The sequence below is a fragment of the Paramixta manurensis genome (assembly GCF_013285385.1).
In the GTDB taxonomy this organism is placed as follows: domain Bacteria; phylum Pseudomonadota; class Gammaproteobacteria; order Enterobacterales; family Enterobacteriaceae; genus Paramixta; species Paramixta manurensis.
In genome coordinates this window covers 830,359-847,786 of sequence record NZ_CP054212.1, presented here as the reverse complement: position 1 = coordinate 847,786, position 17,428 = coordinate 830,359, and the positions used below count along the sequence as shown (strand labels likewise).

The window sequence follows — 17,428 nt, the reverse complement described above, 5'->3', positions numbered from 1 at the left end:
AAAACGGCCTCATTATTGAGGCCGTTTGCGAATGTCAGGATAGCTTATCCGTTGATTTGCGCGTGCATCTCCTGCACGGAAATCACTTTTTCCGTCGGATCCGCGTTTAACGCCATCGCCGTGGCAAAACCGCCGTTCAGCGTGGTGTCATAATGCACTTTATATTGCAGTGCGCTGCGGCGAATCAGTTTTGAATCCTCAATCGCCTGACGCCCCGCCGTGGTATTAACAATATAGGCATATTCCCCATTTTTCAGGCGGTCCTGAATATGGGGGCGACCTTCGTGCACTTTGTTTACCAGACGCGGGTTGATGCCTGCTTCACCCAGCACCACAGCGGTACCGTGCGTGGCATCCAACTCAAAGCCAAATTTTTGCAATTTCGCGGCCAAGTCAACAATGCGTTTCTTATCCCCTTCGCGTACCGACAACAACGCGCGACCGCTCTTTTTCATGTTGGACTGCGCGCCCAACATCGCCTTAGCGAAAGCTTCGGCAAAGGTGCGGCCTACCCCCATCACTTCACCGGTAGAGCGCATTTCCGGGCCAAGAATGGGGTCTACACCCTGGAATTTATTAAACGGCAGCACCACTTCTTTTACCGAGTAATACGGCGGGATCACCTCTTTGGTGACGCCCTGCTCCGCCAGAGTTTTACCTGCCATCACACGCGCAGCGACTTTTGCCAGCGGCACGCCAGTGGCTTTGGAGACAAACGGTACGGTACGCGCCGCACGCGGGTTGACCTCAATCAGATACACTTCATTATCTTTGACCGCAAACTGCACGTTCATCAGGCCGCGTACGCAGAGTTCAAAGGCCAGTTTTTCCACTTGCTGGCGCATGACGTTCTGGATATCTTCGCTCAGCGTATAGGCAGGTAGCGAGCAGGCAGAATCTCCGGAGTGAACCCCAGCCTGTTCAATATGTTCCATAATGCCGCCAATCAGTACCCGTTCCCCATCGCAAATAGCATCGACATCCACTTCAACCGCATCATCAAGGAAGCGGTCCAGCAATACCGGTGCCTCGTTGGAGACCGACACTGCCGTCTGGAAATAGCGTTTTAGGTCATGCTCGTCGTAAACGATTTCCATCGCCCGGCCACCCAGCACATACGAAGGGCGCACCACCAGCGGGTAACCGATAGTAACCGCCTTCTCTACCGCCTGCTCTAGCGCGGTAACCGTCGCGTTCGCCGGCTGTTTCAATCCGAGGCGATCAACCGCCTGCTGGAAACGTTCGCGGTCTTCCGCGCGGTCAATCGCATCGGGGCTGGTGCCGATGACCGGCACGCCTGCCGCTTCCAGCGCGCGCGCTAATTTCAGCGGTGTCTGCCCACCGTATTGAACAATTACCCCTTTCGGTTGCTCAATACGTACAATTTCCAGCACATCCTCCAGCGTTACCGGCTCAAAGTAGAGGCGGTCAGAGGTATCGTAATCGGTGGATACGGTTTCCGGGTTACAGTTGACCATAATGGTTTCATAACCGTCTTCGCGCAGCGCCAGCGCCGCATGTACGCAGCAATAATCAAACTCAATCCCCTGGCCGATACGGTTAGGACCACCACCCAGTACCATGATTTTTTCACGATCCTGGTTCGGGTTCGCTTCGCACTCTTCTTCATAGGTGGAGTACATATACGCAGTGTCGGTTGAGAACTCCGCCGCACAGGTATCCACGCGTTTGTAAACCGGATGCAACGCATACTGATGGCGCAGTTTACGGATTTCCGCTTCCGACACGCCCGCCAACTGGGCGAGGCGCACATCGGCAAAACCTTTACGCTTCAGGGTATACAGGAAATCTTTATTCAGGCCGTTGATCCCTTCGAGCGCGACTTGCTCTTCCAGCCGCACTAACTCTTCAATTTGCACCAGGAACCAGCGGTCAATATTGGTGAGATTGAAAATACCATCAACCGACAGACCAGCGCGGAAAGCGTCCGCCACGTACCAAATGCGCTCTGCGCCAGCATCTTTCAGCTCGCGGCGAATACGCGTCAGGGCGTCGGCCTCCTCCAGATCTACTTGCGGATCAAAGCCATGCGCGCCCACTTCCAGGCCACGCAGCGCTTTCTGCATTGATTCTTGCAGCGTACGACCAATCGCCATCACTTCGCCAACCGACTTCATTTGGGTGGTTAAGCGGTCATTCGCCCCGGCAAACTTTTCGAAGTTAAAACGCGGGATTTTGGTCACGACATAGTCGATAGAGGGTTCGAACGAGGCTGGCGTGCGCCCACCGGTAATATCGTTCATCAGCTCATCAAGGGTATATCCTACCGCCAGTTTTGCCGCCACTTTCGCAATCGGGAAACCGGTCGCCTTTGATGCCAGCGCGGATGAGCGTGAAACGCGTGGGTTCATTTCAATAATAATCAAACGGCCGTTTTTCGGGTTTACCGCGAACTGCACGTTAGACCCGCCGGTTTCAACGCCGATTTCGCGCAACACCGCCATCGAGGCGTTACGCATGATCTGGTACTCTTTGTCGGTCAGCGTTTGCGCTGGCGCAACGGTAATCGAGTCGCCGGTATGGATACCCATCGGATCAAAGTTTTCAATTGAACAGACGATGATGCAGTTATCATTCTTATCGCGCACCACCTCCATTTCATACTCTTTCCAGCCGATGAGCGACTCATCAATCAACAGTTCATTGGTGGGTGACAGATCCAGACCACGCTCGCAAATCTCTTCGAACTCTTCACGGTTATACGCAATGCCGCCGCCGGTGCCGCCCATGGTAAAAGAGGGACGGATAATGCAAGGGAAGCCAAGCTCATCCGCCACTTTCAGCGCTTCTTCCATCGTATGCGCAATGCCGGAGCGCGCGGTTTCGAGGCCGATTTTTTTCATCGCCTGATCAAAACGCTGGCGATCTTCGGCTTTATCAATCGCATCCGCCGTGGCGCCAATCATGGTTACGCCAAATTCCTCCAACACGCCCTGGCGCTCCAGTTCCAGCGCACAGTTCAGCGCGGTTTGGCCGCCCATGGTTGGCAACACCGCATCCGGGCGCTCTTTTTCGATAATCTTGCGCACCACTTCCCAGTGAATGGGCTCAATATAAGTCGCATCCGCCATTTCCGGGTCGGTCATAATGGTGGCTGGGTTGGAATTCACCAGAATGACGCGATATCCCTCTTCACGCAGCGCCTTACACGCCTGAGCGCCGGAATAGTCAAACTCACAGGCCTGGCCGATAACGATCGGACCGGCACCAAGGATCAGGATGGATTGTATATCGTTACGTTTTGGCATTTTCAGGCTCCTGATTACTTGGCGGTAGAACGGTATGCTTCAATCAGTTCGATAAAGTGATCGAACAAGGGAGCGGCATCATGCGGGCCAGGGCTGGCTTCCGGGTGCCCCTGAAAACTGAATGCCGCTTTGTCGGTGCGATGTATGCCCTGCACCGTCTGGTCGAACAGTGAAATATGCGTGACACGCAACGTATCAGGTAATTTGGCATCATCCACCGCAAAGCCGTGGTTCTGCGCGGTAATCATTACCCGATTACCGTCCAGATCTTTCACCGGATGGTTGCCGCCGTGATGGCCGAGTTTCATTTTGATGGTATGAGCGCCGCTCGCCAACGCTAACAATTGATGACCCAGACAGATACCAAACAGGGGAATATCCGTATCAAGAAACGTTTTAATCGCGGAAATCGCATAATCACAGGGTTCCGGATCGCCCGGCCCGTTGGAGAGGAAAATGCCATCAGGATTCAGCGCCAGTACTTCTGCGGCTGGCGTCCAGGCAGGCACAATCGTCAGGCGGCAGCCGCGATCCACTAACATACGTAAAATATTACGTTTAGCGCCATAATCGTAAGCCACAACATGGTACGGCAATTGGTCGTGGTTTTGCTGAGCAGGCAGCCCCTCTGCCAGCGTCCAGCTTCCCTGCGTCCAAGTGTAGGTTTCGCGCGTGGACACTTCCTTCGCCAAATCCATTCCCTTAAGGCCTGGAAACGCCTGCGCCTTTTGCAAGGCCAGCTCAGCGTCAGGCGCATCACCTGCGATAATGCAGCCATTCAAAGCGCCTTTCTCACGCAGTAAACGGGTCAGCTTGCGGGTATCGATATCGGCAATGGCGACAATGTTATGGCGCTGGAGCCAGGCAGACAGCCCCTCTTCATTACGAAAGTTACTGGCAATCAGCGGCAGGTCACGGATAACCAGCCCTTGCGCGTGAACTTGGGAGGATTCATCGTCAGCGGGGTTAGTGCCGACATTGCCGATATGAGGATAAGTAAGAGTGACGATCTGGCGGGAATAGGAAGGGTCTGTGAGGATTTCTTGATAACCGGTCATTGAAGTGTTGAAAACGACTTCCCCCACTGCCGACCCCGTAGCCCCGATGGCCCGACCGTGGAATTGGGTTCCGTCTTCCAGAACCAAAAGCGCTGACTTAATCAAAACGTCCTCCAGGAATAATCAGTCATAATATTTGCATATTAATTCAGAATAAGGGCCTAAATCAATGCAAAAACCGCCTGAATGGTCGATTTTCGGCAAATTGCGCGCATTCTAATGATCGGCCTGATACTTGTCTACCCTTAGCGCGGGTTTTTAATGTTTTTTTGGCATTCTGACGTTAAAAACACAACATCAAGCATAAAAACAGCGCATTTCTCTGTCGAAAAACCGATTGCTTAATGAGATGAGTGAAAAATCATGAAGGGAGAGGCAAAAAACCGGACCACTTGGTCAAAAATAGTCAGCCAACGACTAAATACCGTTAAAAAAGACTGAAAAAATGGATCTTAATCATAAAACCATACAGGAGCATCATTTATAAAAAAATAAAAAGGGCAATAAATTTATTGCCCACCCAATCAAAGGATTATGATTGAAATAACCACATCACGATGGTTCACAACACAGGTTACCCTTCAAGATTAAGCACATCTCGCATACTAAAAAGACCTTTTTTCTGAGAAAAAACCCATTCTGCGGCTTTAACTGCGCCTTTTGCAAAGGTCATTCGACTGGAAGCCTTGTGGCTTATCTCAATCCGCTCGCCAATATCGGCAAACAATGCAGTATGCTCACCAACAATGTCGCCGGCCCGAACGGTGGCAAATCCGATGGTCTGCGGCTTACGCTCGCCGGTATGCCCAACCCGCTCATAAACCGCATGCTCATTCAAATCCCATTGCATTGCTCCGGCAATCGCTTCCCCCATTGCCAGTGCCGTGCCTGAGGGAGCATCAACTTTGTGCCGATGGTGAGCCTCAATAATTTCAATATCCGCGTAGTCCCCCATGACTCTGGCGGTTTGTTCCAGCAATTTTAGTAACAGGTTGACTCCAACGCTAAAGTTAGCGGCGAAAACAATAGCGATCTCTTGCGCCGCCTCACTGATAGCGTGCTTGCCGGCCTCATCAAAACCGGTGGTGCCAATAACCATGCCTTTATGATGCGCCCGGCAAAACGCCAGGTAGTCGAGTGTGGCTTCCGGACGGGTAAAATCGATAAGAATATCGAAATCATCAGCCACTGCGGTCAGACTATCGCTCACCGGCACGCCCAAATTACCGACCCCCGCCAATTCACCGGCATCACTACCAATTAATGAAGAGCCTTTACGCGCCAATGCCGCACCTAAACGTACGCCTTCCGCCTGCTGTGTCGCCTGAATTAACTGCCGTCCCATTCTGCCAGGCGCACCTACGATCGCGATGCGGATTTCATTCATAATTATTCATTCCTAAACGTATTTTATGCATTCGAAGCCCAATCAGGTTAACCATGAGGTTACATTTGCGCCACAACTAAAATCCAATAATAAGAATTTTATGCCAGAACCGGCAGATTATCAGTAAAAGCTATGATAGAGACACAATGGAAAAACATACGAAGATGGCACTACACAACGTAGTGCCAAAGTTTATTCAACAGGGAAGAGTTAGTGACCAGCGGCGTGGCCTGACATATCCATAGTTATGCCGCCGCCGTTACCACCAGACTCCCCTCCCTCTCTGCTGGCTAACGCTGCCAGAAACATACTGGTAACGACCACTCCGGCGCCAGTACCTGCCATCATCATTCCCGCCCCAATCACGGCCGCCCCGACGACTGCAATCCCAACGACTGCAATCCCGATGACGGCAGGAATAACACAGCAAACAACAAACATTCCTCCACCAACTTGTTCAATTTCTTGCTGATGTAACTCTCTCATTTCAATCTCCTTTGAAATTTTTCAGTAATATTGTTTGCATTAACGTCTCATTTCCAACGGAGGTAGCAGAACCTCACTAATCGTCAAGCAGGGTTAATATTATAAATTTTTTTTATTAAATCCTGTTTTATTTTATTTTTCAGAACAAGCAGTAATAAATATGATGATTTTCAACTAAGAAAATAAAAAGGCACAAAAAGGTGAGGAATTAAGATACTGATAAAGAGAGGAGTAAAGCAGTGGGAAAAATATCAGGCGTACCGGCGGCACGCCATATACATTACTGAACTTCGCGTATATCTACCCGCAGTTCTTTCGGCACTTCAAACACGATATTTTCTTCGCGCCCGCTCAGTTCGATGGCCGCTTCGCCACCGAACTCACGCAGACGCTTAATCACATCCTGCACCAAAATGTCCGGCGCCGAGGCACCGGCGGTGACGCCAACGCAGTTTACGCCTTTGATCCACTCTTCCTGAATATCCTCCGCCGAATCAATCAGCCGCGCCAGTTTACCGGCACGTTGCGCCAGCTCCGCTAACCGGTTGGAATTGGAAGAGTTCTTTGAGCCGACCACCAGTACCACATCAGCGTCTTGTGCCAAGGTTCGTACCGCTTCCTGGCGGTTGGTCGTGGCATAGCAAATATCATCTTTACGCGGACCGATAATTTTCGGGAAGCGATCGCGCAGTGCATCAATCACATCTGAAGTGTCATCCACTGAGAGTGTGGTTTGCGTCATAAAACACAGGTTGTTTTCATTTTTCACCTGCAATTTATACACATCCTCCGGTGCCTCCACCAGATACATGCCCCCTTCCGGGTTACTGTACTGCCCCATAGTGCCTTCTACTTCCGGGTGACCAGCATGACCAATTAAAATTGCCTCAGTCCCTTTGCGGCTGGCACGCGCCACTTCCATATGCACTTTGGTCACCAACGGACAAGTCGCGTCAAACAACATGGTCAAATCACGCGCTTTTGCTTCAGCGCGTACCGCCTGAGAAACGCCGTGCGCAGAAAAGATGAGGATAGAGCCATCGGGAACTTCCGCAATCTCTTCAATAAAGATAGCGCCGCGCTCACGCAGGCTATTAACCACATAGCGGTTATGCACCACTTCGTGCCGCACATAGATTGGCGCGCCGTACATCTCCAGCGCGCGTTCAACGATGCTGATCGCGCGGTCAACGCCCGCGCAAAAGCCGCGTGGATTAGCCAACAGGATTTGCATGCGTCTCCTCCAGTACCGGATCAATCTCCAGTACCTCAATCTCAAAGTGAACGGTTTGGCCTGCCAGCGGGTGATTGAAATCCACCGTGATAGAGTCACCGGAAATACCCCGGATCACGCCCGGCATTTCACTGCCGTCCATCGCAGTGAACAGCATGATGGCGCCAATTTCCGGTTCGCCTGCCTGGATGAACTCACGGCGGGAAAAATATTGAATCATATCCGGGCTGGCGATGCCAAACGCGTCTTCCGGCGGCAGATCAAACGCCAGTTTGTCCGCCACTTTTAGCCCAATAAGATGCTGCTCAAGTCCGTCAGACAGACTGCCATCGCCCAAACGAAATAACGCGGGCTTACCATTTGCGCGCGTCGATTCCGCCGTGGAGCCATCTTCCAGCTTCAAGGTGAAGTGCACCAGCACTGCGCTATCACGCTGTACAGAATCCGTCATGACCTACCCTTTTTGCTTAGCCTGTTTGCCGGAAGGCGTAAAAAAGCCTTCCAGCACAATCAACGCCGCACCAATACAGATGCCGCAGTCGGCAATATTGAAGGTAGCGAAATGCCAACCACCAATATAGAAGTCGATAAAATCGACCACAAAACCGTGCCAGGCGCGATCAAACAGGTTGCCTAACGCGCCGCCGATAATCAACGCGTAGGCAATGTTGTTCAGTTTCTGTTGGGCCGATGTGCGATACATCACCGCCATTAGCGCCACCACAATGGCGATAGCAATACCGGCAAAGAACCAGCGCTGCCAACCGCCTTTATCCGCGAGGAAGCTAAACGCCGCCCCGTAGTTGTGCGCGTAAAACAAATTAAAGAAAGGCATGACCGGCATCGTTTCATGCAGCATCAGGTGACTCATCACCCACTGCTTACTGGCGAAATCGACGCCAATCACCACCAGCACCAGCCATAGCCAGCGCAATCCGGTTGATAAAAGTGGCTTACGCATTAGGCAAACTTACGCTCTTCGCCGTTACCGGCTACGTTAGTGAAACAGCGACCGCAAATCTCTGCATGCTCCGCATTTTGGCCAACATCGGTAGTGTAATGCCAACAACGTGGGCATTTCTCTCCTTCTGCCTTATGCAGCACAATTTTCAGACCTTTCACCAACTCACTCTGCTGCGCCTCTTCCGGTGCCTGAGCGTAATCCGCCACTTGTGCGCCAGAAGTCAGCAACACAAAGCGTAACTCATCGCCAAGGCTACGTAGTTTTTCCGCCAGCGCCGCATCGGCATACAGCGTTACGGTGGCTTCCAGCGACCCGCCGACGCGTTTGTCCGTGCGCGCCTGCTCAATCACTTTGTTCACTTCGCCACGCACCTTCAATAACTCCGCCCAGTACGCATCATTCAGCGGCTCGTTTTCGGCCAGGCCGAACAACCCGTCAAACCACTCTTCAGTGAACACATACTGTGCACGTTTGCCCGGCAGATAACTCCAGATTTCATCCGCCGTAAACGACATGATGGGTGCCATCCACCGCACTAACGCTTCGGCAATATACCAAAGTGCCGTCTGGCAACTACGGCGTGCCAAACCATCCTCTTTCGCGGTGTACTGGCGATCTTTAATAATGTCGAGATAGAACGACCCCATTTCGATTGAGCAGAACTGCATCAAGCGCTGGATCACCTCATGGAAATCGTAACTCTCATAGGACGCAACAATATCGGCTTGCGCCGCTTGCGCACGCCCTACCGCCCAACGATCCAGCACCACCATCTCCTCCGGTTTAACCGCATCGGTTTCCGGGTTGAAGCCATTAAGGTTAGCCAGCAAAAAGCGCGCGGTATTACGGATACGGCGATAAGCGTCGGCAGAGCGTTTCAAAATCTCGTCAGAAACCGCCATTTCGCCAGAGTAATCGGTTGAGGCCACCCACAGACGCAGAATATCCGCACCCAGCTTATTCATTACATCCTGCGGGCTGACGGTGTTACCGATCGATTTGGACATTTTGCGGCCCTGCCCGTCAACGGTAAAGCCGTGCGTCAGTACCTGGCGATACGGCGCTTTGCCCTTCATCGCGGTAGAAATCATCAGTGAAGACATAAACCAGCCACGATGCTGATCCGAGCCCTCCAGATACATATCCGGCGCATGGCCGGCAAATTCCGGACGGGCATCCACTACCGAGTAGCTGGTTGAACCGGAATCAAACCAGACATCCAGCGTATCCGGCACTTTCACATAATTTTCAGCGTCATCCCCCATCAGGTCGCGCGGGTCAAGATCCCACCACGCCTGAATGCCGTCTTGCTCAACGCGCAGCGCCACCTCCTCCATCAGCGCCAGCGTATTTGGATGCAGTTGTTCGGTCTCTTTATGCACGAACAGCGCCATTGGCACGCCCCAGGTACGCTGACGTGAGATACACCAGTCTGGACGGTTCGCCACCATTGACTCAATACGCGCCTGCCCCCAATCCGGGATCCACTGAACGCCCTTGATCTCTTTCAGCGACTGCGCGCGCAGACCTTTCTGATCCATACTGATGAACCATTGCGGCGTCGCGCGGAAAATAATCGGGGTTTTATGACGCCAGCAATGCGGATAGCTGTGCAGCATTTTTTCGACATGCAGCAGCGCGCCTTTTTCACGCAGCAACGCCACAATCATATCGTTAGCTTTGAACACATTAACGCCATCTAACGTTGGCCAGGTCCCCGGTAAATAGCAGCCATCCGGCCCCACCGGGTTGGCGGTTTCGAGGCCATATTTCTGCCCGATAACATAGTCATCAGGGCCATGACCGGGCGCGGTATGAACCGCACCAGTACCCGCCTCCAGCGTAACGTGTTCGCCTAATACTACCGGCACGTCCAACGCAAGGAATGGATGCTGGAAACGCATCAGCTCAAGCGCCGCGCCGCTGGTTTCGCCCAACACTGTCCACGACGCAATACCGGCGCGCTTCATCACGCTTTCAACCAAGTCTTTCGCCAGAATTAGCGCATGGCCTTCAATCTGCACCAGTTGATAGATGAACTCCGGATGCAGTGAAATAGCGCGGTTAGCGGGCATCGTCCACGGCGTAGTGGTCCAAATAACCAGCGCCACCGGGCCATTAACTTGCGCCGCGCCGAACTTCGCTTTTACCGCTTCAGCATCCAACGCAGTAAACATCACATCAATTGAAGGGGATGTTTTATCGTAATATTCGACTTCCGCTTCAGCCAGCGCCGAACGACAATCCAGGCACCAATGTACCGGTTTTGCCCCTTTATGCAGGTGGCCGTTACCGATGATTTTACCCAGCGCACGGATAATGTTGGCTTCAGTCTTAAAATCCATCGTCAGGTAAGGACGATCCCAATCGCCCAACACGCCAAGACGAACAAAGTCTTTCTTCTGCCCTTCCACCTGCTCAGCGGCATATTTACGGCAGGCTTCGCGAAACTCTGCGGCGCTGACTTTTTCACCCGGCTTACCGATGGTTTGCTCAACTTTATGTTCGATCGGCAAACCGTGGCAGTCCCAACCCGGCACATAAGGCGAGTCAAACCCAGCCATGCCTTTCGACTTAACGATAATGTCTTTCAGAATCTTATTAACCGAGTGACCAATATGAATGCTGCCGTTCGCGTAAGGAGGGCCATCATGCAGAATAAAGGTTTTTTTCCCTTTTTTGGCCGCGCGGATGATGCCGTAAAGGTTGTCATCATACCAACGTTGCAGCATTCCCGGTTCGCGCTTAGCTAAATCGCCGCGCATCGGGAACCCCGTTTCCGGCAAATTCAGGGTAGATTTATAGTCACTCATCAGATTCTCGGTTCCGTATTTCGGTTCTTAAAGCGCGTTGTTCAACCCGAAGAAATTTCGAGCCGTCACCACATCTTTAGCAATTTGCTCTTTCAGCGCGTCCAGTGAAGCAAAGCGCTGCTCGTTACGTATTTTTTGACGAAGCACCACATCGATATGGCGACCGTACAGGTCCATTGCAACATCCAGCAAATGAACCTCTAACTGTTGGCGCAGCCCGGCAACGGTTGGACGGGTGCCGATATTCGCTACGCCTGGCAACGGTTTTTCCCCTAAGCCATAGACTTCTACCGCGTACACGCCCTTAACCGGCGAAAGATAACGCCGCAACGGTAGGTTGGCAGTGGGGAAACCGATGGTGCGCCCTAAAGCATCGCCGTGCACCACCCGACCAGAAATCGCAAAAGGATGCCCTAAGAGGGCGGCCGCTTGCGTTAACGCGTCTTCTGCCAACGCCTGGCGCACCGCCGTGCTGCTGATGCGTTTACCGCCATCACAAAAGGTTTGCGTACTGATGACATCAAAGCCATATTCAACGCCCGCTTTTTGTAATAACAGGAAATCCCCCTGACGACCAGCGCCAAAGCGGAAATCATCACCCACCGCGAGGAATTTCACACCCAATTTGTCGACCAGCAGATCGGCCACAAAGCTTTGCGCGGTGATAGCCGCAAAACGCCGATCGAAACGCACGCACAGTACGGCGTCGACGCCCGCTTCAGAGAGATATTTTATTTTCTCACGCAGCCGGGTCAGGCGGGCAGGCGCTTTGTCCGCCGCGAATAACTCCAGCGGCTGCGGTTCGAACAGCATCACCATCACAGGTAGCCCCAGACGCCGCCCCTCTTCGCACAGACGTGCTAACAGCGCCTGATGGCCGCGGTGTACCCCATCAAAATTACCAATGGTCAGCACACAGCCGCGATGCTGCTCCCTGATATTATGTATGCCGCGTATAAGCTTCATGGCTGACTCAATTTTGTGGAAATCGGCGGATTATACCTTGTACAGCGGCCAAGGTTAACCCGTGGAATGCCGCTTTCCCTGTTTCAACAGAGGTTTTCTTTCGCCAGCAGAGGAGGGTTGCCGCTAAAGCGGTTTTTTTGTCGCGAAAAGCTGTATTCGCTGATGCGAAGCTGGTAGAATCTTGCGCCATCAAATACGTAACCAGGCGTTGTTTTTCAAACGGCGCTTATTTGCACAAATCCATTGACAAAAGAAGGTTGAAAAGGCATAGTCCTCGGCCTTTGATTTGTCCTCATAGAACACATTTGGGAGTTGGACCTTGGCTAATATCAAATCAGCTAAGAAACGCGCCGTAACATCTGAGAAGCGCCGCAAGCATAACGCAAGCCGTCGTTCCATGATGCGTACTTTCGTTAAGAAAGTATACGCGGCTATCGCAGCTGGCGACAAAGAAGCTGCACAGAAAGCATTTAACGAAATGCAACCAATCGTGGACCGTCAGGCTGCTAAAGGTCTGATCCACAAAAACAAAGCGGCACGTCATAAATCAAACCTGACTGCACAGATCAACAAACTGGCTTAATTGCCGGCTTGCTGAATCGCTTTGTGAAAAAACCGGCTTAACGCCGGTTTTTTTATGCCTGCACGCCAGGCGGCTAAAGTAAGCCGCCGTGCCCCGCCGCTTACTTCAACCGCCAGCGCAGTAAAATAAACCCGAGAATGGCCGAAATTATCGAACCGGATAAGATCCCTAACTTTGCCAACGTGATAAAGGCCGGATGCGCATCGCCATAGGCCAGTGAGGCGATAAAAATCGACATGGTGAAGCCGATACCGCATAACACGCCAACCGCCGCAATATCCTTGATTCCGCATCCTGCCGGCAGCCGCGCTATACGCAGTTTTACCGCCAGCCAGCAGAACACCGTAATCCCCAGCGGTTTCCCCACCAACAACCCCAACACGATGCCAAGCGGTAGCCGGGAGGCAATATCACTCGCTGAAATACCGCTGAGTGAAACGCCCGCGTTGGCAAACGCGAACAGCGGTAAAATAAACCAACTCACCCATGGCACTAATCCGTGTTCTAAACGTTTCGCCGGAGAATCACCCTCCTGCTGCGCCGTCGGAATAAAGAAACCCACGATGACACCCGCCAGGGTAGCGTGGACGCCCGATTTCAGGATCGCAACCCACAACACCATCCCCACCAACAAATACAGTGCGGTATGACGCACTCGGCAACGATTAAGTACCGCCAGCACTACGATAGCGGCAGCGGCTACCGCCAACGCGCTTAGCGACAATTGGTGGGTATAGAACAGGGCGATAATCACAATCGCGCCCAAATCATCCACTACCGCCAACGTCAGCAAGAAAACCTTCAGCACTGGCGGAACCCGACTACCGAGTAATGCCAAAATACCGAGTGCAAACGCAATATCCGTCGCAGAAGGAATCGCCCACCCGTTGCGCGTTACCACGTCATGGCCGTTAAAAGCGAGGAACACCAGCGCCGGTGCCACCATCCCGCCCAGCGCGGCAATCAGTGGGAACACCGCCTGCTCGCGGCTGGCCAGCGCGCCTTCCACCATTTCACGTTTAACTTCGAGCCCAATAGCCAAAAAAAACAGCGCCATTAGCGCGTCATTAACCCAGAGCAACACATTTTTATCGATCGCCAACGGGCCAAAATGAAACGCAACCGGCGCGTCTAAAAATGCCTGATATGCCGCTTTCGTCTCCGTCGTGTTAGCCAGCAACATCGCCAACGCAGCCGCTAAAATCAGCACCACGCCGCCGGTCGCTTCATTGCCTAATACGCGTTTTATCTGAGCTATCATCGATGGGTTACCTTTTCCCTTAATCGTAAATCCTTCATTTAGTGGCATAGCATAAAGAGTTTAGCGTGATGGAAAAAACAAATTATTCAGAAAAGTTAGGATTGGACAGGAAAAGGCGCGACTGCAATTGAGGGGGAAAAAGAAATAAACGGGCGCAACGCATTGCGCCCGGAAACAAACTTAACGGGTTAAATCATCAAAGAATTTTTTCACGCCGTCGAAAAAGGTTTTCGAACGCGGGCTGTTTTTCTCACTGCCCGGGCCGCCAAAACTCTCTTCCAACTCGCGCAGCAGGGCTTTCTGTTTATCATTCAGGTTGACCGGCGTTTCCACCACCACCCGACACAACAAATCTCCCTGGCTGCCGCCACGTACCGACTTCACGCCTTTTCCGCGCATACGGAACAGCTTACCGGTTTGCGTTTCGACCGGAACTTTGAGTTTCACGCGGCCATCCAGTGTCGGTACTTCGATCTCGCCGCCCAAGGCCGCCATCGCGAAATTGATCGGTACTTCGCAGTACAGATTATTATCTTCACGTTCAAAGATTGGGTGTTTCTTCACTGAAACCTGAACGTACAGATCGCCTGCCGGGGCGCCATGTTCCCCGGCTTCACCCTCGCCACTGAGGCGAATGCGGTCACCGGTATCAACGCCTGCCGGGATTTTGACCGACAACGTTTTCGATTTTTCTACCCGGCCATGGCCGTGGCAAGCGTTACAAGGATCTTTAATGATTGAGCCACGTCCGTGACAAGTCGGACACGCCTGTTGGACGGTAAAGAACCCCTGACGCATTTGCACTTGACCCGCGCCATGACAGGTTGGGCAAGTCTGCGGTTGCGTGCCTGCTTTTGCCCCGCTGCCGTGGCAAACATCACACTCTTGTAGCGTTGGAATGCGGATCTCTTTGGTCACGCCGCGTACCGCTTCTTCCAGCGTTAGTTCCATGTTGTAGCGTAAATCGGCACCACGGGCAGCACGCTGACGACGTCCTCCCCCGAAAATATCGCCAAATACGTCGCCAAAGATATCGCTGAAATCGGCACCGCCGCCGCCGAAGCCGCCGCCAAAACCACCGCCGCCCATGCCACCTTGTTCAAACGCGGCATGGCCATACTGATCGTAGGCCGCGCGCTTCTGCGCATCGGTCAGAATTTCGTAAGCTTCCTTAACCTCTTTAAACTGGGTTTCGGCGTCTTTATTTCCCTGGTTGCGGTCAGGGTGATATTTCATTGCCAGGCGTTTATAGGCCTTTTTGATTTCACGCTCATCCGCAGACTTCGGAACGCCTAAAATCTCGTAATAGTCTTTTTTCGCCATTATGGTTGTCCTGCCCTTAACATGCGTGCACGGGCGTGGAGAAACTCCGACGCCCGTGCTGGTTACCAGCGGTTGTCAGGGCAACCGCCGCGCCCGATCAGGGCAATTATTTTTTGTTGTCTTTAACTTCTTCGAACTCAGCGTCAACCACGTCGTCTTCCGCTTTCGCCGTCGCGTCACCGGCATCTGCTGCGCCCGCCTGAGCCTGCTGTTGAGCAAATTGCATCAGTTTTTCGGACGCCTGCATCAGCGCCTGCATCTTGGCGTCGATCTCTGCTTTATCTTCGCCTTTCAGCGCGGTTTCCAGTTCGCTCAGCGCAGACTCGATCGGTGCTTTATCTTCCGCAGAGAGTTTGTCACCGGCTTCTTCCAGTTGTTTACGCGTACTGTGGGCGATCTGATCGCCTTGGTTACGGGTCTGGACCAGCTCTTCAAACTTACGGTCTGACTCAGCATTGGCTTCTGCATCACGCACCATTTTTTCGATTTCTTCATCGTTCAAGCCAGAAGAAGCCTTGATGGTGATTTTCTGCTCTTTACCGCTGTTTTTATCTTTCGCGGAAACATGCAGAATACCGTCGGCATCAATGTCAAAGGTCACTTCAATCTGCGGCATACCGCGCGGTGCGGCCTGAATACCGTCGAGATTAAACTGCCCCAGCGATTTGTTATCCGCCGCGCGTTTACGCTCACCCTGAAGCACATGGATGGTTACCGCAGATTGATTATCTTCCGCCGTAGAGAACACCTGGCTGTGCTTAGTCGGGATAGTAGTGTTTTTGGTAATCAGCGACGTCATCACGCCACCCATGGTTTCGATACCCAGCGACAGCGGCGTTACGTCCAGCAACAGCACATCTTTCACATCGCCTGCCAGTACGCCACCCTGTACGGCTGCGCCGACGGCAACCGCTTCATCCGGGTTGACGTCTTTACGCGGCTCTTTACCAAAGAACTCAGCCACTTTGGACTGCACCATTGGCATACGAGTTTGACCACCCACCAGAATCACGTCATTGATATCGGAAACCGACAGACCGGCATCCTGCAACGCCACTTTCAGCGGCTCAATAGAACGCGTTACCAGATCTTCCACCAGCGATTCCAGTTTGGCACGGGTCACCTTGATGTTCAGGTGTTTCGGGCCAGTCGCATCTGCGGTGATATATGGCAGGTTAACGTCGGTCTGCTGAGCAGAAGAAAGTTCGATTTTCGCTTTTTCTGCCGCTTCTTTCAGACGCTGCATCGCCAGCGGATCGTTATGCAGATCGATACCCTGATCTTTCTTAAACTCCGCTACCAGGTAATTAATCAAACGGCTATCGAAGTCTTCACCACCGAGGTGAGTATCACCGTTGGTTGCCAGGACTTCGAAGGTTTTTTCGCCTTCTACTTCGTCGATTTCGATAATTGAAATATCAAAAGTACCGCCGCCGAGGTCATAAACCGCAATGGTACGGTTGCCCTGGCCTTTATCCAGGCCATAAGCCAGCGCGGCAGCGGTCGGTTCGTTAATGATACGTTTTACGTCCAAACCTGCGATACGACCCGCATCTTTGGTTGCCTGACGTTGTGCATCATTAAAGTAAGCCGGTACGGTAATAACCGCTTCGGTTACCGGCTCACCAAGGAAATCTTCCGCCGTTTTCTTCATTTTCTTCAGCACTTCGGCTGAAATCTGCGGCGGTGCCATTTTTTGGCCTTTCACATCCAGCCAGGCATCGCCATTGTCGGCACCGGTAATTTTGTACGGCATGATTTTAATATCACGCTGTACTTCTTCGTCCTGGAAGCGACGACCAATCAGGCGCTTAATGGCGAACAGTGTGTTCTGCGGGTTGGTAACGGCCTGACGTTTAGCCGGTTGGCCGACCAGCGTCTCACCATCCTGGGTGTATGCAATAATTGAAGGCGTGGTACGATCGCCCTCGGCATTCTCCAGCACGCGTGCTTTTCCGCCATCCATAATCGCAACACAAGAGTTGGTTGTACCCAGGTCAATACCAATAATCTTACCCATCTAAACGTCTCCCACTTAAATTCTTTGTCAATCGGCTGTGAACCTGTTATGCGGGCGAATTACC

The 17,428-nt window shown here is 52.4% G+C and carries 13 protein-coding genes; 1 reads left to right on the top strand and 12 read right to left on the bottom strand.

Translation table 11 applies throughout. The annotated features are described in order from the left end of the window. Positions 1-44: 44 nt before the first annotated feature. From carB to ribF, 9 genes are all read right to left on the bottom strand, one after another. Positions 45-3,269: a carbamoyl-phosphate synthase large subunit gene (gene carB / locus PMPD1_RS04130; RefSeq protein ID WP_173632845.1), complete on the bottom strand. Its 3,225-nt coding sequence runs from the start codon at positions 3,267-3,269 to the stop codon at positions 45-47. A 14-nt stretch (positions 3,270-3,283) separates the two neighbouring features. Then, on the bottom strand, positions 3,284-4,432 hold the full coding sequence (carA, locus tag PMPD1_RS04125; protein WP_173632844.1) for a glutamine-hydrolyzing carbamoyl-phosphate synthase small subunit: 1,149 nt from the start codon (positions 4,430-4,432) through the stop codon (positions 3,284-3,286). A 469-nt stretch (positions 4,433-4,901) separates the two neighbouring features. After that, on the bottom strand, positions 4,902-5,714 hold the full coding sequence (dapB, locus tag PMPD1_RS04120) for a 4-hydroxy-tetrahydrodipicolinate reductase (RefSeq protein ID WP_173632843.1): 813 nt from the start codon (positions 5,712-5,714) through the stop codon (positions 4,902-4,904). 210 nt (positions 5,715-5,924) lie between these two features. Next, the gene (locus tag PMPD1_RS04115; RefSeq protein ID WP_173632842.1) at positions 5,925-6,200 is read right to left on the bottom strand and encodes a hypothetical protein; all 276 of its coding nucleotides are present in this window, start codon (positions 6,198-6,200) and stop codon (positions 5,925-5,927) included. A gap of 280 nt (positions 6,201-6,480) precedes the next feature. Then, positions 6,481-7,434 (bottom strand): 4-hydroxy-3-methylbut-2-enyl diphosphate reductase, encoded by a 954-nt coding sequence (gene ispH, locus PMPD1_RS04110; protein WP_173632841.1) that lies wholly within the window; start codon positions 7,432-7,434, stop codon positions 6,481-6,483. Further along, entirely contained in the window at positions 7,415-7,885 is a 471-nt protein-coding gene (gene fkpB, locus PMPD1_RS04105; protein WP_173632840.1) for an FKBP-type peptidyl-prolyl cis-trans isomerase, read from the bottom strand. The genes ispH and fkpB overlap by 20 nt, the downstream gene beginning before the upstream one ends. Positions 7,886-7,888: 3 nt before the next feature. Then, positions 7,889-8,395 (bottom strand): signal peptidase II, encoded by a 507-nt coding sequence (gene lspA, locus PMPD1_RS04100; protein ID WP_173632839.1) that lies wholly within the window; start codon positions 8,393-8,395, stop codon positions 7,889-7,891. After that, complete coding sequence (ileS, locus tag PMPD1_RS04095) at positions 8,395-11,211, bottom strand: isoleucine--tRNA ligase (protein WP_173632838.1); 2,817 nt, start codon at positions 11,209-11,211, stop codon at positions 8,395-8,397. The genes lspA and ileS overlap by 1 nt, the downstream gene beginning before the upstream one ends. A gap of 27 nt (positions 11,212-11,238) precedes the next feature. Then, complete coding sequence (ribF, locus tag PMPD1_RS04090) at positions 11,239-12,177, bottom strand: bifunctional riboflavin kinase/FAD synthetase (RefSeq protein ID WP_173632837.1); 939 nt, start codon at positions 12,175-12,177, stop codon at positions 11,239-11,241. A gap of 319 nt (positions 12,178-12,496) precedes the next feature. Between ribF and rpsT the strand changes: the two genes are divergently transcribed. Beyond that, positions 12,497-12,760 carry a 30S ribosomal protein S20 gene (gene rpsT / locus PMPD1_RS04085; protein WP_173632836.1) on the top strand — a complete coding sequence of 88 codons (264 nt, stop codon included), beginning with the start codon at positions 12,497-12,499 and terminating at the stop codon, positions 12,758-12,760. 100 nt (positions 12,761-12,860) lie between these two features. Here the strand turns inward: rpsT and nhaA are convergent, their stop codons facing one another. The 3 genes from nhaA to dnaK all read right to left on the bottom strand — a co-directional run bounded on the left by nhaA (position 12,861) and on the right by dnaK (position 17,364). Then, positions 12,861-14,021, bottom strand: coding sequence for a Na+/H+ antiporter NhaA (gene nhaA / locus PMPD1_RS04080; RefSeq protein ID WP_173632835.1), 1,161 nt, complete (start codon positions 14,019-14,021; stop codon positions 12,861-12,863). Between the two features lie 180 nt (positions 14,022-14,201). Next, positions 14,202-15,344 carry a molecular chaperone DnaJ gene (gene dnaJ, locus PMPD1_RS04075; protein WP_173632834.1) on the bottom strand — a complete coding sequence of 381 codons (1,143 nt, stop codon included), beginning with the start codon at positions 15,342-15,344 and terminating at the stop codon, positions 14,202-14,204. Between the two features lie 106 nt (positions 15,345-15,450). After that, positions 15,451-17,364 (bottom strand): molecular chaperone DnaK, encoded by a 1,914-nt coding sequence (gene dnaK / locus PMPD1_RS04070; protein ID WP_173632833.1) that lies wholly within the window; start codon positions 17,362-17,364, stop codon positions 15,451-15,453. Positions 17,365-17,428 lie beyond the last annotated feature (64 nt).